The organism is Pseudomonas sp. C321, from assembly GCF_055407105.1.
In genome coordinates, this window is sequence record NZ_JBUZRB010000001.1 from 261,571 (window position 1) to 286,509 (window position 24,939).

At 59.6% G+C, this 24,939-nt stretch carries 16 protein-coding genes and 1 pseudogene; 9 read left to right on the top strand and 8 right to left on the bottom strand.

Features of this window, described 5'->3' with window-relative positions:
* Positions 1-138: 138 nt before the first annotated feature.
* Positions 139-8,784: a retention module-containing protein gene (locus ACZRJ6_RS01170; protein ID WP_463993527.1), complete on the bottom strand. Its 8,646-nt coding sequence runs from the start codon at positions 8,782-8,784 to the stop codon at positions 139-141.
* A 498-nt stretch (positions 8,785-9,282) separates the two neighbouring features.
* Here ACZRJ6_RS01170 and ACZRJ6_RS01175 point away from each other — a divergent pair, with 498 nt between their 5' ends.
* From ACZRJ6_RS01175 to ACZRJ6_RS01185, 3 genes are read left to right on the top strand one after another with little or no spacing between them, the layout of a single operon-like run.
* Entirely contained in the window at positions 9,283-10,641 is a 1,359-nt protein-coding gene (locus ACZRJ6_RS01175; RefSeq protein WP_463970305.1) for a TolC family outer membrane protein, read from the top strand.
* 24 nt (positions 10,642-10,665) lie between these two features.
* Entirely contained in the window at positions 10,666-12,825 is a 2,160-nt protein-coding gene (locus ACZRJ6_RS01180; RefSeq protein ID WP_463970306.1) for a type I secretion system permease/ATPase, read from the top strand.
* 10 nt (positions 12,826-12,835) lie between these two features.
* Positions 12,836-14,191, top strand: a complete 1,356-nt coding sequence (locus ACZRJ6_RS01185; protein ID WP_463970307.1) for an HlyD family type I secretion periplasmic adaptor subunit — start codon at positions 12,836-12,838, stop codon at positions 14,189-14,191.
* Positions 14,192-14,356: 165 nt separating this feature from the next.
* Here ACZRJ6_RS01185 and ACZRJ6_RS01190 read toward each other — a convergent pair whose 3' ends face one another.
* Positions 14,357-14,968 (bottom strand): tRNA-uridine aminocarboxypropyltransferase, encoded by a 612-nt coding sequence (locus ACZRJ6_RS01190; protein ID WP_463970308.1) that lies wholly within the window; start codon positions 14,966-14,968, stop codon positions 14,357-14,359.
* A 4-nt stretch (positions 14,969-14,972) separates the two neighbouring features.
* A complete protein-coding gene (locus ACZRJ6_RS01195) occupies positions 14,973-15,866 on the bottom strand; it encodes a LysR family transcriptional regulator (RefSeq protein ID WP_463970309.1) in 894 nt (297 codons plus the stop codon).
* 198 nt (positions 15,867-16,064) lie between these two features.
* On the opposite strand from ACZRJ6_RS01195, the gene speB reads away from it, so the two are divergent.
* Both speB and ACZRJ6_RS01205 read left to right on the top strand, forming a co-directional pair.
* A complete protein-coding gene (gene speB / locus ACZRJ6_RS01200; protein ID WP_463970310.1) occupies positions 16,065-17,015 on the top strand; it encodes an agmatinase in 951 nt (316 codons plus the stop codon).
* 133 nt (positions 17,016-17,148) lie between these two features.
* Positions 17,149-18,528 carry a sodium:solute symporter family protein gene (locus ACZRJ6_RS01205; RefSeq protein WP_463970311.1) on the top strand — a complete coding sequence of 460 codons (1,380 nt, stop codon included), beginning with the start codon at positions 17,149-17,151 and terminating at the stop codon, positions 18,526-18,528.
* A gap of 244 nt (positions 18,529-18,772) precedes the next feature.
* Here ACZRJ6_RS01205 and ACZRJ6_RS01210 read toward each other — a convergent pair whose 3' ends face one another.
* The 3 genes and pseudogenes from ACZRJ6_RS01210 to ACZRJ6_RS01220 form a co-directional block, all read right to left on the bottom strand.
* A complete protein-coding gene (locus ACZRJ6_RS01210; protein WP_003210728.1) occupies positions 18,773-18,895 on the bottom strand; it encodes a PA1414 family protein in 123 nt (40 codons plus the stop codon).
* A gap of 184 nt (positions 18,896-19,079) precedes the next feature.
* A pseudogene (locus ACZRJ6_RS01215) lies at positions 19,080-19,258 on the bottom strand (LysR family transcriptional regulator); the annotation flags it as partial.
* Positions 19,254-20,090 carry a S1-like domain-containing RNA-binding protein gene (locus tag ACZRJ6_RS01220; protein ID WP_133101807.1) on the bottom strand — a complete coding sequence of 279 codons (837 nt, stop codon included), beginning with the start codon at positions 20,088-20,090 and terminating at the stop codon, positions 19,254-19,256. The gene ACZRJ6_RS01220 and the pseudogene ACZRJ6_RS01215, both read right to left, overlap by 5 nt.
* A 322-nt stretch (positions 20,091-20,412) precedes the next feature.
* Between ACZRJ6_RS01220 and ACZRJ6_RS01225 the strand changes: the two genes are divergently transcribed.
* The 3 genes from ACZRJ6_RS01225 (at position 20,413) to ACZRJ6_RS01235 (ending at position 22,473) form a co-directional block, all read left to right on the top strand.
* Entirely contained in the window at positions 20,413-20,592 is a 180-nt protein-coding gene (locus ACZRJ6_RS01225; protein WP_007946007.1) for a hypothetical protein, read from the top strand.
* A 222-nt stretch (positions 20,593-20,814) separates the two neighbouring features.
* Positions 20,815-21,540, top strand: coding sequence for a TorF family putative porin (locus tag ACZRJ6_RS01230; RefSeq protein ID WP_463970312.1), 726 nt, complete (start codon positions 20,815-20,817; stop codon positions 21,538-21,540).
* Between the two features lie 66 nt (positions 21,541-21,606).
* On the top strand, positions 21,607-22,473 hold the full coding sequence (locus ACZRJ6_RS01235; RefSeq protein WP_463970380.1) for a DUF6279 family lipoprotein: 867 nt from the start codon (positions 21,607-21,609) through the stop codon (positions 22,471-22,473).
* A gap of 112 nt (positions 22,474-22,585) precedes the next feature.
* Here ACZRJ6_RS01235 and ACZRJ6_RS01240 read toward each other — a convergent pair whose 3' ends face one another.
* A complete protein-coding gene (locus ACZRJ6_RS01240) occupies positions 22,586-22,978 on the bottom strand; it encodes a transcriptional regulator (RefSeq protein ID WP_463970313.1) in 393 nt (130 codons plus the stop codon).
* A 156-nt stretch (positions 22,979-23,134) separates the two neighbouring features.
* Here ACZRJ6_RS01240 and ACZRJ6_RS01245 point away from each other — a divergent pair, with 156 nt between their 5' ends.
* Positions 23,135-23,410, top strand: a complete 276-nt coding sequence (locus tag ACZRJ6_RS01245) for a hypothetical protein (RefSeq protein WP_463970314.1) — start codon at positions 23,135-23,137, stop codon at positions 23,408-23,410.
* Between the two features lie 46 nt (positions 23,411-23,456).
* Here ACZRJ6_RS01245 and ACZRJ6_RS01250 read toward each other — a convergent pair whose 3' ends face one another.
* On the bottom strand, positions 23,457-24,803 hold the full coding sequence (locus ACZRJ6_RS01250) for a DEAD/DEAH box helicase (protein WP_133101811.1): 1,347 nt from the start codon (positions 24,801-24,803) through the stop codon (positions 23,457-23,459).
* Between the last annotated feature and the right edge of the window lie 136 nt (positions 24,804-24,939).

The following is a 24,939-nucleotide window of genomic DNA, read 5'->3' on the forward strand; positions in this document are numbered from 1 at the left end:
CAATCCAGACTGCGGGGGCGCCCATCATACCGGCAAACGCTGGCGGGCCATATCACGCAAAGTGCGGTTGATATAGCTGCAAGCTATAAGCCACAAGCGGCAAGTTGGGATCTTGCCGCTTGAGGCTTGCAGCTGTCGCTAGACCGTATCCACCTTCAACGAATGATCATTCAACATCCCATTGATAATAGTCGCCGTATCCGCCCCGCCCGCAATCACCCCGCCCGCCCCCGGCGTCACACCGTAATGGGTCGCCAGGTTGACCCCGGCCAGGTCGATGGTCTGGCTTGGTGGCGCACCCGCCACAGCACTTATATCGAGGGTGGTCATGCCCCCCACGACCTTGAAGTGCAGGTAGTCATCCAGCGAAGCCGTCGTCGCGTTTTCCCCTTGCAACAATTGCGACAGATCCAGCTTGTCGATACCCACCACGAAGTCCGTGATGACGTCATGCCCAGTGTTGCCGATGGTGTACTGAAAGGTGTCAGCCCCAGTGCCGCCGGTCAGCGTGTTGTTGCCCGGCCCGCCAATCAGGATGTCATCGCCACCGCCACCGCTGAGGGTGTCGTTGCCCAGCCCGCCAGAGAGCAGGTTGTTACTGCTGTTGCCGATCAGGGTGTCGTTGAAATTGGAACCGATGAGGTTTTCCACCGCCATAAGGGTATCGGTCCCGGCGCCAACAGTGTTTTGCGCCACCAGCAGACCAAGGTCCACGGTCACACCACCTGTGGCGTGGGCATAGCTGGCCGTGTCAATGCCTGCCCCGCCGTCGAGCAGGTCATTGCCCACTCCGCTGAACAGCAGGTCGTTGCCATTACCACCATGCAGTTGGTTATTGCCGCTGCCTGCGGTCAGCACATCATTGCCGTCACCGCCGTTGAGGATATTGTTCCCCGGGCCCGCCATCAGAATGTCGTCCCCGGCGGTACCGTTGAGGGTATTGCCGTTCTGATAACTGATGCTCACGGCACCGCTGTCGCTGCCGCCGTGGCTGTCGTTGACCGTGTAGTTACCATGGAAGTCCGGCGAGAAGTCCTGGGCGCCGGCGTAGTTGAGTTTCATGGTCAACAGGTAATTCTGCGAACCGTCGACGTTGCTGCCGCTGGTGTTGATGATGTTGGTGATATGGATCTGATAGACGCCATTGGCCGCTGCGGTGATGGTGCCTCCGTCGGCGATGGGGATATAGCCACCGCCATTAAGGGAGTACTCCATGGTGATACGACCGCCCGCCACATCGTGGTCCAGATTGAGGGTTTCACCCTGCTTGAGGCTGACGGTAATCCGGTCTTCGTCATTGGCGTTGGCCGTGGTGACGCTGCCCAGATAGCCGCTGATCGCCAGCGTCGCGATGAGTGTCGCGCTATTGCCAGCGAATGACGACCGCACATCAGGCAGAATCTGGTTGGCGGGAACATTGTTGTGGACGGCAAATGCCTTGCTGCCCGTGCCGGTGAAGTCGGCACCCTTGGCCGCCCAACCGGTGGTGAAGCTGGTGGGCGTGGCCGTCAGCCGGTCATAGTTGGGGTCACTGTCGTTGAGCAGCAGCAACTCGCCGGGCACCACAATGGTGCTGGAGAAAATGTTGGTGATGACATGGTCATCGCCGGCAACCGGCGCCGCATTCGGGTTGACCTTGACCACCAGGCTGGAGTTGACCAGGTCGCCGTCGTTATCGCTCACCACCACGCCGAAGTTTTCAGTGATGCCCGTGCCCGACAGCTTCGGCGGCGTGTAGCGGAACTCGCCACTGTCCATGTCCACCACCAACGTACCGCCCTGGCTGGTGGTGATGGTGATGCTGTTGCTCAAGGTGTCGAACGTGCCATGACCGCCTGGCAGGTTGGCGCTCATTGAGCCCTGATTGCCCAGGCCTGCGGGGTCGTAGGTGTAGGTGATGCCATCCACCATGAGGGATTTGATAAAGCCGCCGTCGGCGCCAAAGGTGCCAGCGGTCATCAGGCTGCCGGTGACCGGCGCCCCTTGCACGGTGCCGGCCAATACCGCATCCAGGCCGGCGAGGTTAGTGACCACCACCGAGTTGGTATTGGTATGGGTACTGCCGTCATAGGCCACCGGGTCCAGGTAAATGCCGTTGACACCAGCGCCCAGGCCAATGGCGTAGGACTTGATGCCGTTGGCGTCGAGGAAGGCTTTCCACAGCACCTCTTCGCTCGCGTTGATACCGTCGCCAAACTCCGGATTGACCTGATCGCCAGGGTTGTTCGGGTTGTTGGTATTGGACAGCGTGGGGTTGCCGTCGGAGAAGAAGTACGACAGGTTCTGCGCCCCTGTCAGCTTGCCTCCAGAGGTGAAGGCCGTTTGTGCAGTGCCCAGGGCCGAGTCGTAGTTGGTACCGCCGGTGGCGCTGAGGCCGGTGACGATGCTCTTCGCGGTCGCCACATCCACCCACTGGCTGGTCAACTGCGTAGAGCCGGTGCTGAAGGTGACGATCTGCACCTTCACATCGCCCATCTCGTCGTATTTGGTCAATAGCTCGTTGATCGCCGCCTTGGCCAGGCTCAAACGCGTGCCGCCCGCGCCCGATGCATCATTCATGCTACCGGACACGTCGATGATCAGCAGCAGGTTGGAATCCACCTCGGTGGCCGTGACCGAGCGTTCGCTGGCCACCACCTTGGGTACGTCATCGACGATGCTCACCACGATGTTGCTGGTGACGGTATTGCCCTGGGCGTCGGTGGCCTTGTAGGCGAAGGTGTCGGTCAGCACATTCGGCCCATCGTTGGCGCCGGGCGACGTCTTCGGTGCCGAGGTCAGGGTGTAGGTGTAGGTGCCGTTTGGGTTGAGCAGGATTTGCCCGTAATTTCCCGTGGCGCTGCCCACCAAACTGAAACTCAGCGGGGTGCCGCCGCCAGTCACCGAGTCCACCAAGGTGCCAGTGGCGGTTTCAGCCGTTGACGTCGGATCGCTGCCGATCACCGTGCCGGGCGCCAGGTCCTGACCGTCCTGATTCAGGTCCAGAGCCTTTTCATAAACAGTGACATCGTGGTCGGGAACTGCCTGCAGGCCGCTGTCGGTCACCTTGATGGTGATGGTAGTGGTGCTTTCATCGCCATCGGCATCGCGCACCGTATAGACGAAGGTGTCGGTGGCACCGAGCGGGCTGACCGAGTTCGGATAGCTGTGGTATACGCCGTTGCCGGCGGCATTCAGGGTCAGGTAACCATAGGCGCCAATGATGTTGGTACCCAGGCCGCCAATGGCCGAGGTAGTGATGTCGCCGCCGGCTCGCACGCCGACTACCGCGCCGGTCAGGGCCATACCATCGGCGCCACCGACATCGTTCAACAGCACATTGCTGGTCACCACGCCACCCTCGATGACGGTGGCGGTATCGGCGTGAGCGATAGGCAGGTCGTCGACGATATTGACGTCGATGACACCCGATGCGGTGTTGGTATCAGTGTCGGTGGCCGTCACTGTGATCTGTTCGGTGATGCTGTTGGCGCCACTGGCATTGGGATGGGATTCATTGTCGAGCAAGGTGTAGCTGTAGCTGACAACGCCGGTGATGGCGTTATAGCCGGTGATGGTCAGGGTGTTGCCATAACCGGTCGGGATCGACTGTGGGAATGTAGCCGCGACGCCGCCACTGACGACGTTGATCCCTCCCACATTCAGGGTTTGCAAACCATCGAGCGCGGTGACAGTAAACGTACCGCTTTGGGTCAACGCCGGAGTATTGGGATTGGTGCCGTCAATGAGGTTTTTTTCGTAGACCGTCAACTCGCCGCCGGTGACATCCAGGCCGGTGATGATGACGGGGTCGTTGTTGTTATGCACCTGCAAGACCAGGTTGGCGGTGCTGGTGTCGCCGTCGGCGTCGGTCAGGGTGTAGGCAAAGGTTTCGGTGCCGTTACCGCCGCCGTGCAGGGCGATGAAGTCGGTGTCGGCGGTATCCAGTGTGTAGGTATAAGTACCGTCGGCGGCCAGTACCAGCGAGCCGTAAGTCCCGGCAAAAGTCCCCGCTGTAACAGGACCGGTGGCGACACGATCAGCACCTTGCACATCGTTGCCGAGCACCGCACCGCTGAGGGTTTGCAAGCTTTCAGACGCAGTGCTGAGGTTGCTGTCATCCACCGCCTTGGGCACATCATCAACGATGTTAACGTCCAGCGAACCAGTGGCGGTGTTGGTATCAGAGTCGGCAGCGGTGACGACAAAGGATTCACTGATGCTGTTAGCGCCAGCACCGGTCGGATGGCTGTCGGTACCGTTGAGGGTGTAGCTGTAGCTGATCACGCCCGTGGTCGCGTTGTAGCCGGTGATGGTCAGGGTATTGCCATAGCCGGTCGGGATCGACTGTGGAAAACCAGCCGCCACCCCGCCGCTAACGACGCTGATGCCGCCCACGGTCAAGGTTTGCAAACCGTCCAACGCGGTGACGGTGAAGGTGCCGCTTTGGGTCAAGGCGGGAGTGTCTGTAGCGCTGCCCAATGGCAGGTTTTTTTCGTAGACGGTGAGTTCCCCGCCGTTCACTTCCAGGCCAGTGAGCACAACGGGATCGTTGTTGTTATGCACTTGCAAGACCAGGTTGGCGGTACTGGTGTCGCCGTCGGCATCGGTCAGGGTGTAGGCAAAGGTTTCGGTGCCGTTACCGCCGCCGTGCAGGGCGATGAAGTCGGTGTCGGCGGTATCCAGTGTGTAGGTGTAGGTACCGTCAGCGGCCAGTACCAGCGAGCCGTAAGTCCCGGCAAAAGTCCCCGCTGTAACAGGACCGGTGGCGACACGATCAGCACCTTGCACATCGTTGCCGAGCACCGTACCGCTGAGGGTTTGCAAGCTTTCAGACGCAGTGCTGAGATTGCTGTCATCCACCGCCTTGGGCACGTCATCGACGATGGTAACGTCCAACGAACCAGTGGCGGTGTTGGTATCAGAGTCGGCAGCGGTGACGACGAAGGACTCGCTGATGCTGTTAGCGCCAGCACCGGTCGGATGGCTGTCGGTGCCGTTTAGGGTGTAGCTGTAGCTGATTACGCCCGTGGTCGCGTTATAGCCGGTGATGGTCAAGGTATTGCCATAACCGGTCGGGATCGACTGTGGAAAACCAGCCGCCACCCCGCCGCTAACGACGCTGATGCCGCCCACGGTCAGGGTTTGCAAACCGTCCAGCGCAGTGACGGTGAAGGTACCGCTTTGGGTCAAGGCGGGAGTGTCTGTAGCGCTGCCCAATGGCAGGTTTTTTTCGTAGACGGTGAGTTCTCCGCCGTTCACTTCCAGGCCAGTGAGCACAACGGGATCGTTGTTGTTATGCACTTGCAAGACCAGGTTGGCGGTACTGGTGTCGCCGTCGGCATCGGTCAGGGTGTAGGCAAAGGTTTCGGTGCCGTTACCGCCGCCGTGCAGGGCGATGAAGTCGGTGTCGGCGGTATCCAGTGTGTAGGTGTAGGTACCGTCAGCGGCCAGTACCAGCGAGCCGTAAGTCCCGGCAAAAGTCCCCGCTGTAACAGGACCGGTGGCGACACGATCAGCACCTTGCACATCGTTGCCGAGCACCGTACCGCTGAGGGTTAGCAGGCTTTCAGACGCAGTGCTGAGGTTGCTGTCATCGACCGCCTTGGGCACATCATCGACGATGTTAACGTCCAGCGAACCAGTGGCGGTGTTGGTATCAGAGTCGGCAGCGGTGACGACGAAGGACTCGCTGATGCTGTTAGCGCCAGCACCGGTCGGATGGCTGTCGGTGCCGTTTAGGGTGTAGCTGTAGCTGATTACGCCCGTGGTCGCGTTGTAGTCGGTGATGGTCAGAGTGTTGCCATAACCGGTCGGGATCGACTGTGGAAAACCAGCCGCCACCCCGCCGCTAACGACGCTGATGCCGCCCACGGTCAGGGTTTGCAAACCGTCCAGCGCAGTGACGGTGAAGGTACCGCTTTGGGTCAAGGCGGGAGTGTCTGTAGCGCTGCCCAATGGCAGGTTTTTTTCGTAGACGGTGAGTTCTCCGCCATTTACTTCCAAGCCAGTGAGCACGACCGGATCGTTGTTGTTATGCACTTGCAAGACGAGGTTGGCGGTGCTGGTATCGCCGTCGGCGTCGGTCAGTGTGTAGGCGAAAGTCTCCGTGCCGTTGCCGCCGCCGTGCAGGGCGATGAAGTCGGTGTCGGCGGTATCCAGTGTGTAGGTGTAGGTACCGTCAGCGGCCAGTACCAGCGAGCCGTAAGTCCCGGCAAAAGTTCCCGCTGTAACAGGACCGGTGGCGACACGATCAGCACCTTGCACATCGTTGCCGAGCACCGTACCGCTGAGGGTTAGCAGGCTTTCAGACGCAGTGCTGAGGTTGCTGTCATCGACCGCCTTGGGCACATCATCGACGATGTTAACGTCCAGCGAACCAGTGGCGGTGTTGGTATCAGAGTCGGCAGCGGTGACGACGAAGGACTCGCTGATGCTGTTAGCGCCAGCACCGGTCGGATGGCTGTCGGTACCGTTGAGGGTGTAGCTGTAGCTGATCACGCCCGTGGTCGCGTTGTAGCCGGTGATGGTCAGGGTATTGCCATAGCCGGTCGGGATCGACTGTGGAAAACCAGCCGCCACCCCGCCGCTAACGACGCTGATGCCGCCCACGGTCAAGGTTTGCAAACCGTCCAACGCAGTGACGGTGAAGGTGCCGCTTTGGGTCAAGGCGGGAGTGTCTGTAGCGCTGCCCAATGGCAGGTTTTTTTCGTAGACGGTGAGTTCGCCGCCGTTCACTTCCAGGCCAGTGAGCACGACCGGATCGTTGTTGTTATGCACTTGCAAGACCAGGTTGGCGGTACTGGTGTCGCCGTCGGCATCGGTCAGGGTGTAGGCAAAGGTTTCGGTGCCGTTACCGCCGCCGTGCAGGGCGATGAAGTCGGTGTCGGCGGTATCCAGTGTGTAGGTGTAAGTACCGTCAGCGGCCAGTACCAGCGAGCCGTAAGTCCCGGCAAAAGTTCCCGCTGTAACAGGACCGGTGGCGACACGATCAGCACCTTGCACATCGTTGCCGAGCACGGTGCCGCTCAACGTCAGAAGACTTTCAGATGATGTATTGAGATTGCTGTCATCAACTGCCTGTGGCACATCATCAACCACGCTGATATGCAACGCGCCCGTGGCCGAACTGTCGTTAGTATCCGTGGCTACGACGCTAAAGCTCTCGGCCAGGCTGTTGGTCCCGTCCGCGTTAGGGTGCGCTTCATTGCCGGTCAAGGTGTAGCTGTAGGTGACGACCCCAGTGGCCGCGTTATAGCCGGTAATGGTCAGGGTGTTGCCCAACCCGGTAACGATCGATTGCGGGAAGCCTGCGCTTACGCCGCCAGCGACCACGTTGATGCCACCCACATTGAGACTCTGCAGGCCATCCACCGCCGACACTGTCAGGCTGCCGGTACGGGTCAGTGCCGTGGCGTCAGGGCTGCTGCCATCGGTCAGGTTTTTTTCGTAGAGGGTCAGGTCAGCACCGTTGACGTTGATACCGCCAATCACCACTGGATCATCGTTGTTGTGCACTTGCAGCACCAGGTTGGCGGTGCTGGTATCGCCGTCTGCGTCGGTCAGGGTGTAGGCGAAAGTCTCCGTGCCATTGCCGCCGCCATGCAGGGCAATAAAGTCCGCGTCGAACGTGTTCAACGTGTAGATGTAGCTGCCGTCAGCCTGCAGGACCAGGGTGCCGTATTGCCCGGCAAACGTACCGCCGACGATCGGGCCGCTGGCGACACGGTCGGCGCCTTGCACGTCGTTGCCCAACACATTGCCAGTGAGGATCAATTGGCTTTCCGAAGCACTGCCTTCGGGGGTGTCGTTGATAGCTCTGGGCACGTCATCGATAACCGTGACATCCAGCGAACCTGTGGCCGAGTCGCCATCGCTGTCGGTGGCGACCACGCTGAACTGTTCGTCCAGGCTGTTGGTACCACCGCCCGCCGAATGGGCTTCATTGCCAGTCAAGGTATAGCTGTAGCTGATCACCCCTGTGGCTGAGTTATACCCGGTGATGCTCAAGGTGTTGCCCAGCCCGGTGGTGATGCTTTGCGGAAAGCCGCTGGCCACGCCGCCGCTGACGACACTGATCCCGCCCACCGTCAGGCTCTGCAAACCATCGGGTGCCGAGACACTGAAGGTGCCGGTTTGCACCAGCGCCGCCGGATTGCTCGCTGAACCCAAGGCCAGGTTGGCCTCGTTGACGGTCACTTCACCGCCTTCGACCGTCAACCCGCTCAATGTCACCGGGTTATCGGGTGGCAGGACCGGTGGCGGCGCAACCACGGGGGTGTCGTTGCCGGTATCGGGCTCTCCCGCGACCTGGAACAGAGGAAACTCGGGAATCCCACCAAAGCCTGCCGTCGGAAAGCCTATGACCGGTTCCACCCGCCCAGCCACCTCCGTCAGCAGCACAAAGGAATGCCCGCCACCCAAGGCGCCAGAAGCGTTGGTACCAGTGGGGCCGGCAGCGGTGGCTTCGCCGGTTTGGGTCGGGTCGGCGCCGGCGGCAATAGCTTTTTGCAGCTGCTGGACATCGGTCAGCATCGCCTCGGTGGGCGTCACGCTGTCGGGCGTGTTGACCTGGGGCGCCTGGCTTGCCAGCAATTGCGGTGACAGGCTCATGCTGCTGTCGCGCCCAAGGGTCAGTTCATGGCCGTTTTGCAAGTGCACCGCCACCGCGCCAGCAGCACCGGTCTGCAGTTGCTCGCCAGCGAACAGGCGGTCGCCTTCGGTCAGGGCACGGCGGCTGCCATCCCCCGCGACGGCAAAGACTTCCCCAACGATCTTGCTGACAACACCGATTAACTTAGCCATGTGCTCTTCTCCATGTCCGACCCAGGTCGGCACATCGGTTACGTGCACAAATGCAGCGGAGTCATGAATCACCAGGCCGGCGACTGGAGGGCTCTCGGCATACCGTAAGCAGTGGCACAAAACTGAATCAAATCAAGCTCAGCCAACACCTGCACACCTGCTAAAAGAACCACCCTAAAAGGCAAGTGACAAAAAACCGTCACCATGAAATTCCTTTTTTTCCTCTCAACCTTCACCCGATTGCATTTGCGATTGAACTTTCCTTGAGCCCGAAAACGCGCCCTAGCGCTTAAAATTCAAGGCCTATGGTTTGAACAATGTATTGCTTCAGGCCGAACGCATAAGTTTTTTTGTGCATAACCATTATGAGAAATTCTTCTTAGCTTGCCCCGCAAATGTTCTTAGCTGTGTTGTTACAAGCCTGAGACGGTTTGACCATTAAAATTCGTCAAATAAATGACGACAAGCTAGCAACACTGACAGCGGGAGATGTACCCCATGCGCGTTTTGACCCCACTCTGCAGCGCGATTCTGATCGCCATGGCCTGCGCCAATACCCAAGCCATGTCGCTGACCCAAGCGATCCAAAGCACTCTGGACAGCCATCCAGAACTGAACGCCAGCCGCAACAACCGGCTCTCGGCCGATGAGGATGTGAAAGTCGCCCGGGGCGGTTTCTACCCCAGCCTCGACCTCAACGCCGCCTATGGCCGCGGCTATAGCGACAACAGCACCACACGGGCGCGAGGGAACAACCACAATACGCAAACCGACAACTACACCCAGTCGGAACTGCGCTTGCGGCAAATGCTCTTCGACGGTTTCAACACCTCCAACGAAGTGCAGCGCACGGGCGCAGTGGTCAATTCCAGAGCCTATTACACCCGTGGCACCGCCGAGAGCCTGGCCTTGCGTACCACCGAGGTGTACCTGGAAGTGCTGAAACGGCGGGAGTTGCTGACCCTGGCAAAAAACAACCTGCAGGCGCACCTGCGGGTCAATGACCAGATCGGCCTGCGCACTCAGCGCGGCATCGGCAGCACCGCCGACAGCGATCAATCCACTGCCCGTCGGGCCCTGGCGGAAAACAACTACCAGACGGCGATGGTCGACCTGCAGGACGCCGAGTCGAATTTCTTCAGCGTTGTCGGTCGTCTGCCCGATGAGCTGGAAGGCCCGGCCTCGATCAAGGGAGAACTGCCCGCTGACATGCTCGGCGCAAGGCGCAGCATGCTGGAGAACAACCCCTACCTGAAATCCGCCCAGGCCGATGTGATGGCCGCCGAAAGTCAGTACGAAGTGGCCAAATCGCCGTTCTACCCGCGCTTCGATGCCGAAGCGGCGGTGGGCGCCAACAACAATGTGCAGGGTGATCTCGGCCACGACAATGAATGGCGGGTCGGCGTGGTGATGAACTACAACCTGTTCCGTGGCGGCAGCGACAAGGCCCGCCTGGCGTCGGACTCCCACAAGATCAACCAGGCCATGGACATCCGCAACAACGCCCTGCGCATGCTCAACGAAAACCTCTCGCTGGCCTGGCATGCGATGGACAACGCGCGCGTGCAGACCCCCACCGCGCGGGAATACGCCGAAACCACCCAACGGGTGCGGGCGGCCTACCAGGATCAGTTCGGCCTTGGCCAACGCACCCTGCTCGACCTGCTGGACAGTGAAAACGAGCTGTACAACGCCAACCGCCGCTACACCGAAGTGCGCTACACCGAAGAGTTTTCCATGTACCGCGTGCTGGCCAACATAGGCGAGTTGCTGAACAAGGAACGCGTGGTGGTGCCGGCCGAAGCCATTGCCCAGTCGGAAGTCAGAAGCGATGCCCACTTGCCTGAAATGAAGTAGCCCTAAGCCGTGGAGCACACCGCCGTGACCCAAATGGAACCGTTGAACACCGGCAGCGACCCGCGCCAGAGCTTTGATGACCCGCTGCTCGACGGTCTGCTGATCCTCTGCAAACTGCACGGCTGCACCGTCAGCCGTTCCAGCCTGAGTGCCGGTTTGCCGTTGGCGCAACAGCGCCTGAGCCTGGAGTTGTTGCCACGGGCTGCGGCGCGGGCCAGTTTGCAAGCGCGGTTACTGCGTCGCGAGTTGGGAGCGATTTCAGCGTTGAACCTGCCGGTCTTGCTGATACTCAAGGACGGCCGCTGCGCCGTCCTCAGACGCTGGAGCGAAGATGACCAGGCGCTGATTTTGCCCAGCGAGGCCGAAGGTGGCGAGCAATGGGTCAGCCGCGAAGAACTGGCCGAGGCCTACAGCGGCCAGGCCTTGTTCGCCCGCCCCCGTCACGAAATCGAAGACCTGCGCGCCCCCCTGGTACCTCGGGTTGAAGCCTGGTTTCGCGACACCCTGAAACTGTCCCGCTGGCTCTACAGCGATGCGATTCTCGCCAGTTTTCTGATCAACCTGCTGGGGCTGATGGTGCCGCTGTTCGTCATGCAAACCTACGACCGCGTGGTACCCAACCAGGCGGTCTCGACCTTGTGGGTGCTGGCCATCGGGTTGTTGATCGGCACCGGTTTTGAGTTGGTGCTGCGGGTGGTACGCGCCCATTTACTGGACACTGCCGGCAAGAAGACCGATGTAATTCTTTCCGCTACCTTGTTCGAACGCATCACCGGCATGTCGATGAAGGCCCGACCCGCGACCATCGGCGGCTTCGCCCAGAGCATCCATGACTTCCAGGGCCTGCGGGAATTCCTCACCGCCGTGACCCTCACCAGCCTGATCGACCTGCCCTTCGCCGTGCTGATGCTGGTGGTGATCGGCCTGCTGGGCGGCTGGCTGGTGATCATCCCGCTGTGCGCGTTTCCACTGACCATCCTCTTCGCCCTGATCATCCAGACTCGCCTGCGCGATACCGTGCAAAAAAGCCTGGCCCTGGGGGCTGAACGCCAGGCCCTGCTGATTGAAACCCTCGGCGGCCTGGAAACCCTCAAGGCCTGCAGCGCCGAAAGCGAACGCCAGCACCAGTGGGAAAGTACCCACGGCGCGCTCACCCGCCTCGACAGCCACGCGCGTAACCTGTCGGCGCTGGCGACCAACGGCACGCTGTTTATCCAGCAGTTTTCCGGGATGGCCACCATCGTCGCCGGGGTCTACAGCATCATTGCCGGCAACCTCAGCGTCGGTGCGCTGGTGGCAACTTACATGCTCGGCAGCCGGGTATTGGCGCCGCTGGGGCAGATCGCCGGGTTGATCACCCGCTACCAACAGGCGCAACTGACCATGCGCAGCACCGACGCGCTAATGTCCTTGCCCCAGGAGCGCGACCCGCACCAGCGCCCGCTGGAGCGCACACAATTGACCGGAGCGCTGGAAGTCAACCAAGTGACCTTCCGCTACGCCGGGCAAAACGCCCCGGCCCTGACCACTATCAGTTTCAGCCTCAAGGCCGGCGAACGCGTCGGCATCATCGGCCGTAGCGGCTCGGGCAAAAGCACACTCGGGCGACTGGTGATGGGTTTTTATGCGCCCGATGAAGGCCAATTACTGCTGGACGGCCTCGACCTGCGGCAACTGGATGTGGCCGACCTGCGTCAGCAAGTGGGTTACGTCGCCCATGACCTGCCGCTGCTGGCCGGTAGCTTGCGCGATAACCTGACCCTCGGCGCCCGCTACATCAGCGACGCGCGGATGCTCGAAGTGGCCGAACTGACCGGCGTCAGCGAACTGGCCCGCCAACATCCGCAGGGCTTCGACCGCCCAGTGGGTGAACGCGGCCAACTGCTTTCCGGCGGCCAGCGCCAGGCGGTGCTGCTGGCTCGATCGCTGCTGCTCGACCCGCCTATCCTGCTGCTGGACGAACCCACCAGCGCCATGGACAACAGCAGCGAAGAACGCCTGCGCCAGCGCCTGGAACACTGGATCAAGGGCAAGACCTTGCTGCTGGTGACCCACCGCACCTCGATGCTCAGCCTGGTGGATCGGCTGATCGTTCTGGACAACGGCCGGATCGTTGCCGATGGCCCGAAAGAAAGCGTCATCGATGCACTGCGCAAGGGCCGTGTCGGCTCGGCGGCGGTCTAGGAGCCCTACCATGTCAGCGACTACCGGTTCACGGGGCTATTTCTCAAGCTTTGGCAAAAGCGCCGAAAGCGAATTCATGCCCGAAGTGGCCGGCGCCTCGCTGCAGGATTCGCCACGAGGCTCGCGCATCACCGTGTGGCTCACCGCCGCCCTGATCATCAGCGCCCTGGTCTGGGCCAATTTCGCCGTGCTCGATGAAGTAACCATGGGCGAAGGCAAGGCCATCCCATCGAGCAAGGTGCAAGTGATCCAGAACCTGGAGGGCGGTATCGTCACGCAGATTTTCGTGCGCGAAGGACAAATGGTCGATAAAGGCGACACCTTGCTGCAACTGGACGACACGCGTTTTCGTTCCAACAAGGGCGAAAGCGAGGTCGACCGTTTTGCGCTGATCGCCCAGGTCGAGCGGCTGTCCGCTGAGGCTGAAGGCCGGCCGTTCAAGCTGTCAGACGAAGTGATCGCCAAGGCGCCGCAGGTGGCCGAGGACGAGCGCTCTTTATATGAACAACGCCAGCGGCGCCTGAACAGCGAACAACGGACGTTGACCGAACAACTGCGGCAGAAAACCCAGGAACTGGCGGAGTTTCGCTCCAAGCAAGGCCAGTTCAGTTCCAGCCTGGCGTTGCTGCAGCAAGAGATGAACATGTCGGCGCCGCTGGTGGGCACCGGCGCGGTGTCGCCGGTGGAAATTCTGCGGCTCAAACGCAGCGCTGTGGAGATTCGTGGCTCATTGAACGCGACCACCCTGGCGATCCCGCGGGCGGAGTCAGCGATCAATGAGATCAAGAGCAAGATCGACGAATCGGTGCAGGGCTTTCGTTCGGACGCGGCCAAGGAACTCAATGAAAAACGCACCGACCTGTCGAAAATCACCGCCACGAGCATCGCCATCGACGACCGGGTCAGCCGCACCACCGTGGTCTCGCCGGTGCATGGGGTGATCAAGCAATTGAAGGTCAACACCATCGGTGGCGTGGTCCAGCCGGGCAGCGATATGGTGGAAATCGTGCCCCTGGAAGACAACCTGCTGATCGAGGCCAAAGTGCGCCCGCAGGATGTGGCGTTCCTGCATCCGGGACAGAAGGCGATGGTCAAGTTCAGTGCCTACGACTACACCATCTACGGTGGGCTGGCGGCGAAGCTGGAGTTGATCAGCGCCGATACGATTACCGATGACAAGGGCAACAGTTTCTACCTGATCCAGGTACGCACCGAAAAAAACCATCTGGGCGGGGATGCCAAACCGCTGCTGATCATTCCGGGGATGGTGGCAACGGTAGACATCATTACCGGGGAGAAGAGTGTGCTGGATTACTTGCTCAAGCCAGTGTTGAAGGCACGGACGGAGGCAATGCGCGAACGGTAGATGTACGCCTGACGGAATGCATATCCCCTCGTAGCAGCTGTCGAGTAGAACGAGGCTGCGTCCGAGGACGAAGTCCTCGTAAAACCTGTGTCCTAGGTATATCTGGCATACCGGGGTGGATGGTTTACGACGGCTGCGCCGCCGAACGTAGCCTCGTTCTACTCGTCAACTGCTACGGGGGGGCCCATTGCCGTGGTTCTTACGAAAAACCTCTTCGCCCATCGCCGCAATCTGCCCTTCGATCAACGCTTCAAACGGCTTCAACAACAGCTCAAATGAGGCCGGAGCTTCCAGCACCTGCAACGCCTGCACAATCGCCTCTACCGTCGACAATGCCCCAGGCCCCGGTGCCTTGCGCAGCCGATAGCGGGAAACAGCGCCCTCGGCCAACGTCACCCGAGGCAGTGCCGCCAGCAGTGGATTGAGGTGCAGCAACTTGCGCGCCTTGCGCCAGGTGCCGTCGGGGACCACCAGCAACAACGGTTCGTCGGACGGCGTGTAAGGCTGCAATGGCTGCGCATCCTCAGCGGGAAACAACAACCGCGCCTGATACCCCGGCGGGTTCAACAGCGCCGGTAAATCGTCAAACACCTCCCCCACCACCAACTGCGCATTCTCCAACCCCAACGCCGCCAGCCGCGCCGTATTCAAGGCATGGTTGACCTCACTGGGATGCTGCAACAGCAACACGCGAGTACGGCTGTCGAGGCTGGGGATCAGCGCGCATAAACAATGGCTGGCGGGGCGCATACAGCGTGGGCATTGGGGTCTGGACATGGGATCAGGCCTGGTTGAGCTGGGCTTTAAGCAAATCGCGGAAGGTCTGGATCAGCGGCTCGCGGCTGCGGCCCCGGCGCATAATCATCGAGAACGGCGCCTGATAACCGAAGGTCGCCGGCAGTAATACCCGCAAGTCGCCCTTGTCGGCCCAGGCCTGGGCATAGTGTTCCGGCAAGTAGCCGATGTAAGCGCCGGACAGCACCAGAATCAACTGAGCCTCCATACTTTCCACGGTGGCGGCGCTGTGCTTGAAGCCGTGGCGCGCCAGTTCCGCCTGGCTCCAGTAACCACGGCCGACCATGCGCTGCTGGGTGATCACCTGTTCGGGAATACGCCGCTCGTTGAACAACGGATGGCGGGGGCTGCAATACAGCCAGTGCTGCTCGCGATACAGCGGCATATACATCAACCCGCTCATGCGCGTGGAAAAGGCACCGATGGCCAGGTCCAGGCGATTGTCCTGTACGCCCAACTGCAATTCGTAAGGGCTCATCACCGACAGGTGCAAATGCACCGCCGGATGCTCAAGGCTGTAGGCGCCAATCACTTCGGCAAACGGCAGCGCCTTGTCGCTGACGGTGGAGTCCAGCACGCCCAGCTTGAGGGTGCCGCGCAGTTCGCCCTTGAGTGCGGCGGCGTATTGCTCGAAGCCTTCCAGCTCGCCCAACAGACGCAGGGTTTCCTGGTGGAACAACTCGCCCTTGCTGGTCAGGCTGAAGCCGCCTCGGCCACGGTGGCACAGCACCAGACCCAACGCGCCTTCCAGTTGGCTCATGTAAGTGCTGATGGCTGACGTCGACAGGTTGAGTTCGTGCTGGGCGTTGGCAAAACCCTGGTGCCGCACGACGCTGACGAAGATGCGCAAGAGTTTGAGGTCGGGCAAGGCGCTGGCCATGGGTTCTCCGCTTAAGAGCGGACGCAGAGCGTCCAGGGCGGCATTCCCACGTGGAGCGTGGGAATGATCACTGCGCAGTCTACCTCAGGCTTTAGTTTAGAAAAATATGAACTAAGTATTTGCCCACAGCGATTCTTTCCACCCTCGGCATTTCGCAGAATCGGCCTCTAATAAACAAAATAACGATGAGGCAATCCCGTGGACAAGACTTTCCACCAACCACTGGGCGGCAACGAAATGCCGCGCTTCGCCGGCATCGCCACCATGATGCGTCTTCCCCATCTGCAATCGGCCGAAGGCCTGGACGCTGCCTTTATCGGCGTGCCCCTGGACATCGGCACCTCGCTGCGCCCCGGCACCCGCTTCGGCCCCCGGGAAATTCGCGCCGAGTCGGTGATGATCCGCCCTTACAATATGGCCACCGGTGCCGCGCCGTTCGACTCACTGTCGGTTGCCGACATCGGCGACGTCGCCATTAACACCTTCAACCTGCTGGACGCCGTGCGCATTATCGAAGAAGCCTACGATGAGATCCTTGAGCACAAGGTCATCCCCCTGACCCTGGGCGGCGACCACACCATCACCCTGCCGATCCTGCGGGCGATCCACAAAAAACACGGCAAGGTTGGCTTGGTGCACATCGATGCCCACGCCGACGTCAACGATCATATGTTTGGCGAGAAAATCGCCCACGGCACTACCTTCCGTCGCGCCGTGGAAGAAGGCCTGCTCGATTGCGACCGTGTGGTACAGATCGGCCTGCGGGCCCAGGGCTACACCGCCGAAGACTTCAACTGGAGCCGTAAACAGGGCTTTCGCGTGATCCAGGCCGAGGAATGCTGGCATCACTCCCTCGCGCCCTTGATGGCCGAAGTGCGGGAAAAAGTCGGCGGCGGCCCGGTGTACCTCAGCTTTGATATCGACGGCATCGACCCGGCTTGGGCACCTGGCACCGGTACGCCAGAAATTGGCGGGCTGACCACTATCCAGGCCATTGAAATCATCCGTGGCTGCCAGGGCCTCGACCTGGTTGGTTGCGATCTGGTAGAGGTTTCGCCGCCCTACGACACCACCGGCAACACCTCGCTGCTGGGCGCTAACTTGCTGTACGAGATGCTCTGCGTACTGCCCGGCGTGGTCCATCGCTGAGGATCGGCCTGGTGGTAGGTCTGTGTTTATGGGCCGAAAGATCCTCGCAACAAGCGCATGGATGCGCTCGATAAACCGGCGATGCGTCAAGCCGCCTGATAGCCCATAAAAAAGATAATCGGAGACTCTCATCATGGCTTTGGATTTATTCGTCGTACTCATCTACGCCGCCGGAATGCTCGTGCTCGGCTACTACGGCATGCGTCGGGCCAAAACTCACGAAGACTACCTGGTCGCCGGCCGCAACCTCGGCCCGACGCTCTACATGGGCACCATGGCCGCCACCGTGCTGGGTGGTGCGTCCACAGTGGGCACCGTGCGCCTGGGTTATGTCCACGGGATTTCCGGGTTCTGGCTGTGCGCCGCGCTGGGTATGGGGATCATCGCGCTGAACCTGTTCCTGGCCAAACCGTTGCTGAAGCTGAAGATCTTTACCGTCACCCAGGTGCTGGAAAAACGCTATAACCCGATGGCCCGCCAGGCCAGCGCGGTGATCATGTTGGCCTACGCGCTAATGATCGGCGTGACCTCGATCCTGGCCATCGGCACCGTGCTGCAAGTGCTATTCGACCTGCCGTTCTGGATCTCGGTGTTGGTGGGCGGTGGCGTGGTGGTGGTTTATTCGACCATCGGCGGCATGTGGTCGCTAACCCTGACCGACATCGTGCAGTTCGTGATCAAGACCGTCGGTCTGATGTTTATCCTGCTGCCGATCTGCCTGTACCGCGTCGGCGGTTGGGATGAACTGGTGGCCAAGCTGCCGGCATCGAGCTTCAGCTTCACCAGCATCGGCTGGGACACCATCATCACCTACTTCATGATCTACTTCTTCGGCATCCTGATCGGCCAGGACATCTGGCAACGGGTGTTCACTGCTCGTGACGAAAAAGTCGCCAAGTACGCCGGCACCTTCGCTGGCTTCTACTGCATTCTCTACGGCTTGGCCTGTGCGCTGATCGGCATGGCCGCCCAGGTGTTGATCCCGGACCTGGACAACGTCAACAACGCCTTTGCCGCGATCGTCAAAGTGTCGTTGCCCGAGGGTATTCGTGGTCTGGTGATCGCCGCCGCACTGGCCGCGATGATGTCCACTGCCAGCGCCGGCTTGCTCGCCGCTTCCACCGTACTGACCGAAGACCTGCTGCCGCGTCTGCGCGGTGGCAAACAGTCGAGCCTGAAGATCAACCGCCTGTTCACAGCGCTGACCGGCATCGCCGTATTGGGTATTGCCCTGGTGGTGAACGACGTGATCAGCGCTCTGACCCTGGCCTACAACCTGTTGGTGGGCGGTATGTTGATTCCGTTGATTGGCGCAATCTACTGGAAGCGGGCGACCACCTCGGGGGCCATTACGTCCATGACGCTAGGCTTTGTCACCGCGCTGGTGTTCATGATCAAGGATGGGTTGGCTGCCAATACGCCGATCTATTACAGCCTGGGGGTTGGCCTGGTGAGCTTTGTGTTGGTGAGCTTGCTGTCCCGTCGGCCGGAGGCCGTGGCCGAGGCGGCCTGAGTGCTGCCTTTGCCTTGAGGGGAAAGCCGTATGGGGATTTAAAATAACGAAAAAGCTGACGCTTAACACGATGGGAAATATCCGACCAGGAAATCTCCATAATCAGACGAATACACCGGGGGAGGGAATTTAGGAAGGATTTAGCCCGCGAGCGTGACCTTTAGGGACAGGGAATGCCCCCAAATAACTCACCCGGCAGCGCTCGCCCGATACCAGCAACAATCGTTCGAGCGCTTTTCAGGACTTACCTGCGACGTGGGCGACGCTGCTCATCATCGGTGCGAATCGGCACCGGTTGCAGCGGTGGCTCGATCAAGCCGAGTGCGACGCCGAGGTCGTGCAGCCAGTTTTGCAGTTTCTCTTTCATGGTGCCCCCTTTGAGGGTAGTGCCGAGCGGCTGGAATTCTGTAACCGCTTCCTACAGATAGTAGCCCTAAGTCCTACGTAATGCTCGCCTGAAACCACAACGAACTATTACTGAATTGATCACGATTTTGACTGATCGTTCAAGCAATCGCTCGTGTGCCCTGCAGCGGTACCGTCCTGCTCTCTTATTGCAGGTCAATCCACGCATTGAGATTAGCCCCGAGCATGGCTTTGCGCCACATCAAACACGCACTCGTGGGAAAACCAGGCGGGCCAGCCGCGCCCGATAGGAACAGCTGCGTCGGAAGGTGAACACCAAGCGGCCAGCCACGTCCTGCTGCCCGCGCACTCTCGGATGGTCAGCTCAGCTCAATACGATCCGCGTGAATCACAATGTGCCCTTGCTTGTAGAGCGCCCCAATGGCCTTCTTGAAGTTGCCCTTGCTGACACCGAACAAGCTGCTGATCACCGCCGGGTCGCTTTTGTCGCTAACTGGCAAGGTGCCGTTGTTGTCACGCAACTTGGCAAGGATCTTCGAGTTCAGGCTCGAAGCGGCTTCTTCGCCCACCGGCTGCAGGCTCAGGCTGATGTTACCGTCGGCACGAATCTCCTTGATAAAACCTTTCTCTTCCTTGCCCGGACGCAGGAACTTGAACACTTCGTTCTTGTGAATCAAACCCCAGTGTTTGTTGTTGATGATTGCCTTGAAGCCCATATCGGTCGCTTCGGCTACCAGCAAGTCAACTTCCTGACCGACCTGGTAGTTGGCCGGGGTCTTGTCCAGATAGCGATCAAGACGCGCGGTGGCGGTGATGCGCTTGGTGTGTTTGTCGAGATAGACATGCACGACGCAATATTCACCCGCCGTCATCTGGCGTTTTTCTTCGGAGTACGGCAGCAGCAAATCTTTGGGCAGGCCCCAATCCAGGAAGACGCCGATACTATTCACTTCAACAACTTTCAGACTGGCAAACTCGCCCACCTGAACTTTCGGTTTTTCCGTGGTGGCGATGAGTTTGTCATCGCTGTCCAGATAAATAAAAACGTTAAGCCAGTCTTCATCTTCACTGGGAATATCTTTGGGGATATACCGATTGGGCAAGAGGATCTCTCCCTCTTGATCACCGTCCAGGTACAAACCAAAGTTAGTGTGTTTAACCACTTGCAAGCTGTTGTAGCGCCCGACTAAAGCCATTTCCAATACCCTCATTGCGTGGGCGGCATTCTACCCGAGTTTAGCGGCGGCGGTGCCGCGTCCAGGCGCGCAACCCCGAAAAATCATGTCCTGAGTGCGAACGGTCCCGCTCGTCTGATCAACACCCTCGATTTCACCGATGATCCAGGCACGCTTCCTCGAGGGTTCGTAGTTAAAACAGCGAGTTAGGTATTTTTTCAAACGTCAACTTAGCTACTTTCCAACAGCACCGCTTATTTCAGGAGGATATTTGCCAAGCAATTGTCAAGCTTTTCATGTATGATGTTTGGCCAAGTTAATTTTCTACAGGTTAGTGGCCGCCATGCGCGTAAAAGCATCCAACAGCAAAGCAAAGCCAGCTCCGGCCGTTGAAACCAGCGAATCGATCAACAACCAAATTGCTGCCTTCCTCAAATCCGGTGGCGAAATCCAGCAGATTGCCAAAGGCGTGAGCGGTCAGACTTTCGGTCCGTCCAAGCAGATTACGCTGGGCAAGAAGTAAGCTTAAAAAAAGCAGCTTGCGCATCACACCTGGTCCCTATGCGCTTTGCCTTCCAAGGCGCTAGGACTAGAGCACGCAACACCCATCTTGATACACCTCTTGCTTAGCTAATCGACGAACGGGCCTCATCGCCAGGCTTTCGCCGGTATGCTTGCACACGTCTAGATCAGGCATTTTCCTGATATTTCCGGTTACTGCTCCTCGCTTTTTACGGAGTGAAGCGTGCTCAAAATATGCATACTCCTGGTCAGCGCCCTGTTGGCTTGCCCCGTTGCCCAAGCGCAGGTCTTCCAGCGTGAATTGGGCGATTTCGACCTCAAGTTAGGCACCAGCCCCAGCCGCAGCATGGCCCAGGGCCTGGTCAAACCCACGTCTGCTGGCAGCGACTCCTTCCATGGCGGACTGGACCTGACCCACGACAGCGGCCTGTACTTCGGCCAATTCTCACCCAGCATGGGCATTTCGCCGACCAGCAACCTGGAAGTCGATTCCTATATGGGTTTCAAGCGCCCTTTCGACCAGACCCTGGGCTATGAATTGGGGATGATTCATTACAGCTACCCCAAGCTAAGCCCCCTCGATAGCCAGGAACTCTACGGAGGTCTCAACTTGCTGGGCAATCGCTTCGGCGCGTCTTTCAGCAACGACCCAGACCGCCGTGACAGCACCTTGTTTGCCGACCTGGGAGGCACTCAGCCCTTCGGCATCGGCGTCAGCATGAAGTACACCACTCACCGGTTGGGCGCCCCGGTTTCATTGGCCGAGGGCGGCTCCATCAGTAACTTCAGCGACTGGTCGGTGAAGTTCTCTCGCCCCTGGATGGGCATTGACCTTGATCTAATCTACAGCGACTCCAGCCTCCGCGGCGGCGATTGCTCGGCCTACTCTGGGCGCAATTCGCAATGTGATGGCCTGTTGACCTTGAAGGCCGAACGATCGTTTTATTGATGGGCTGAACTGTCGCGCCCATGGCGAGTTCAGATGCACTACTCTCGTCTGCGCAAGGACTCGCCCATGCTGCGTCGGTTAAAACTCCTGGTGGTATTGCTGACCCTGAGCCTGGTGCTTGCAGGCTGCAACCGCGTCGGCCTGGCCTACCGCAACCTCGACGTGATCATCCCCTGGACCCTCAACGACTACCTGGACATGAACGCCGGGCAAAAGAGTTGGTTCAACGACAAACTCAAGGAACACTTGGCCTGGCATTGCACCACGCAACTGCCGGGCTACCTGGGCTGGCTGGACCGTTTGCAACAAATGGTCGACAGCAATCAGGTGACCGACGCCGCTCTGCAAACCCGTACCACTGAAGCCAAACAGGCCATTGCCGAGGTCGCGCGCGAAGTCACGCCATCGGCCATCGAGTTGCTGCAAGGATTGGACGACCAGCAGGTCGAGGAAATGAACGAGGCGCTGGCCAAGGACCTGCGCAAGCGCCAGGACGAATACCTGAACCCGTCTCTGGAACAGCAGATCAAGGAGCGCGGCGAGCGCATGAGCAAACGCCTGGATGCATGGCTGGGACCATTAAGCACCAGCCAGCAGAATCGAGTGACGGCCTGGTCGATCGCACTGGGCGAGCAGAACAAACAATGGATCGGCAACCGGGCTCACTGGCAGGCGCAGTTCATCGCAGCCGTGGGGCAACGCGCCAGCAGCGATTTCCCGCAAAAAATGGAACAGCTACTGGTGGACCGGGAAAGCCTGTGGACCCCGGACTATCGACAAGCCTACGCCCAGACCGAAGCTGCGGCCCGCAGCCTGATCGTCGACCTGATGGCCGAAAGCACCGTGCAGCAACGGCAGAAACTGGCGCTGAAGATCGACAAGGTGCGCAGTGATTTCAAGGCATTAAAATGCCTGAAGGCCGCCCCTTTGTAGAGCGAGCTTGCTCGCGATGAGTTCAAGAACCGCGCGCTTATCCAAAAAGCACGCGTTAACGTACACGACCATCGTCAGATCGCCGCCCGGAGCAAGCTCGCTCAACATTTAATCAGGCAATCTGCGCCTTGGACGCTACCTCATCAAACGTCGCCGTATCCAGCGCATCCGCCTGCTCATCCAGCACCTCGCGCGGGTGATCGTTGCCGGGGATCGAGCTGTCGATCAGGCTCAACAACTGTGAGCCGCGAGGGGTCAGGATGAAGTTTTCGCCATTGCCACCTTCATCTTCAGGACGCGACTCGATAAAGCCACGGTCCAGCAAGAGCTTTTCGTACTCGGTGGCAGTCACTTTCAGCTCATCCAGGTTACCCGTCGGCTCACCGTCCGCCGCCTTGGCCGCCGCTTCCTGTTCGGCGTAGGGGCGTGGTGTAAAGCTGTGACCGGCGCTGTTCTGCACTTCATGAAGCAGACGCTCGATCAAATCCCAATTGTAAGTCGTCATCCTGATTCCTCCTGCAGGCACACGGAAAAGATGCCCTTCAAAGGTTGTGACATGCGACATCACTGGCCGTTCAGCCTAGTGGACAGGCGTCATTGCACTGAACTTTTCACCCGCCTGGGCCCTCAACCAAATATCACCGCCATGGAGGTCTGAACAATGAAAACCCTACTGAATATGGCCATCGCGGCTACGTTGCTGGCCGCCCTGCCCGTCTGGGCCTGCACCCCGGAAGAAGCCACGACCAAGCGTGAGCAACTGGCCCTGGAAGTGACAAGGCTCACCGAACAGAATCCAACAAAAGCCAAGGAAATCAACGATGAGCTGCAGAAAATGGACCTGGATACCGAAAGTTCAAAGTTCCCGGACAAGTGCCAATTGATCGACGCTCGACTCAAGGAGTTGAAAGAAGCGGCGGCCAAAGCCGATAGTTGAGGCCAAAAAAAACCGGACATCGTCCGGTTTTTTTTACGCCAACACTTTATTCAGCGGCTGGCGCTTCTGGCTTGCGGCGCTTGAGTGGCGCCATGCCGTCCTTGCTGACCAGCGACAGTGCGTCGGTCTTCGGTCGGTTGGCTATCTTGCGTTTGGTCGGCGACTTGGCGCCGGTTTTCTTCTTCTCGCCCTTGGCGTCGACCTTTTTCTTTTTCACGCCAACAGCCTTGCCCGACGCCTTGACCTTCTTCGGCCCGCCGTAGGTGCCTTTGACTTCCTTGATGGTGCGGCGCTCGAACGACTGCTTCAAGTAGCGCTCGACGCTCGACATCAGGTTCCAGTCGCCATGACAGATCAGCGAGATGGCCAGGCCATCGTTGCCGGCGCGACCGGTACGACCGATACGGTGTACGTATTCGTCGCCACTGCGAGGCATATCGAAGTTGATCACCATGTCCAGGCCGTCGACGTCCAGGCCGCGTGCGGCGACGTCGGTGGCCACCAGGATCTTCACGCCGCCCTGTTTCAGGCGGTCAATGGCCAGCTTGCGATCCTTCTGGTCCTTCTCACCGTGCAAGACAAACGCCTTGTACTCCTGCGCCACCAGACGACCGTAAATGCGGTCGGCCATGGCCCGGGTGTTGGTGAAGACGATGGCCTTCTGGTAGGTCTCGTTAGCCAGCAACCAGTTGAGGATCTGCTCTTTATGCACGTTGTGGTCAGCGGTGATGACTTGCTGACGAGTGGTCGAGTTCAGTTGGCTGACGGCGTTGAGTTGCAGGTGCTCGGGGTTGTTCAGGACCTTGGCGACCATGTCGCGCAGGGTCGAACCACCGGTGGTGGCGGAGAACAGCATGGTCTGCTGGCGGTTGGTGCACTCTTCCACCAGGCGCTGCACATCGTCGGAGAAACCCATGTCAAGCATGCGGTCGGCTTCGTCGAGGACCAGCACTTCGACTTCCTTGAGGTCCAGGTTGCCGGCGTTCAGTTGCTCGATCATCCGGCCCGGCGTACCGATCAGGATGTCAGGCACCTTGCGCAGCATGGCGGCCTGGACCTTGAAGTCTTCGCCACCGGTGATCAGGCCAGACTTGATGAAGGTGAACTGCGCAAAGCGTTCGACTTCCTTCAGGGTCTGCTGGGCCAGCTCACGAGTCGGCAGCAGGATCAGGGTCTTGATGCTGACCCGGACTTTCGCCGGGCCGATCAGACGGTTGAGGATCGGCAGAACGAAAGCAGCGGTTTTGCCGCTCCCGGTTTGAGCTGTCACCCGCAGGTCACGCCCTTCGAGCGCGAGCGGGATGGCCGCTGCTTGCACAGGCGTTGGCTCGACAAATTTAAGCTCGGCCACGGCTTTGAGCAGGCGTTCGTGCAGGGCGAATTGGGAAAACACGGGTGTTACCTCGAAGAAATACAAAAAAACAGCTGCATAGGGTAACGGTTTCGGGCGCCAAGGCCGAGTTTCTTTACGCGAACAACGCTAATCAGGTGCTTTTTTGTCAGGGGGTTTGTCCGCAACGATAACTTTG

Coding starts and splice junctions, on each gene's coding strand:
- ACZRJ6_RS01205 (WP_463970311.1), top strand. CDS start 17,149: ATGGCTTTGGATTTATTCGTCGTACTCATCTACGCCGCCGGAATGCTC.
- ACZRJ6_RS01190 (WP_463970308.1), bottom strand. CDS start 14,968: ATGTCCAGACCCCAATGCCCACGCTGTATGCGCCCCGCCAGCCATTGT.
- ACZRJ6_RS01235 (WP_463970380.1), top strand. CDS start 21,607: ATGCTGCGTCGGTTAAAACTCCTGGTGGTATTGCTGACCCTGAGCCTG.
- ACZRJ6_RS01170 (WP_463993527.1), bottom strand. CDS start 8,784: ATGGCTAAGTTAATCGGTGTTGTCAGCAAGATCGTTGGGGAAGTCTTT.
- ACZRJ6_RS01220 (WP_133101807.1), bottom strand. CDS start 20,090: ATGGCTTTAGTCGGGCGCTACAACAGCTTGCAAGTGGTTAAACACACT.
- ACZRJ6_RS01175 (WP_463970305.1), top strand. CDS start 9,283: ATGCGCGTTTTGACCCCACTCTGCAGCGCGATTCTGATCGCCATGGCC.
- ACZRJ6_RS01245 (WP_463970314.1), top strand. CDS start 23,135: ATGAAAACCCTACTGAATATGGCCATCGCGGCTACGTTGCTGGCCGCC.
- ACZRJ6_RS01240 (WP_463970313.1), bottom strand. CDS start 22,978: ATGACGACTTACAATTGGGATTTGATCGAGCGTCTGCTTCATGAAGTG.
- ACZRJ6_RS01210 (WP_003210728.1), bottom strand. CDS start 18,895: ATGAAAGAGAAACTGCAAAACTGGCTGCACGACCTCGGCGTCGCACTC.
- ACZRJ6_RS01225 (WP_007946007.1), top strand. CDS start 20,413: ATGCGCGTAAAAGCATCCAACAGCAAAGCAAAGCCAGCTCCGGCCGTT.
- ACZRJ6_RS01195 (WP_463970309.1), bottom strand. CDS start 15,866: ATGGCCAGCGCCTTGCCCGACCTCAAACTCTTGCGCATCTTCGTCAGC.
- ACZRJ6_RS01185 (WP_463970307.1), top strand. CDS start 12,836: ATGTCAGCGACTACCGGTTCACGGGGCTATTTCTCAAGCTTTGGCAAA.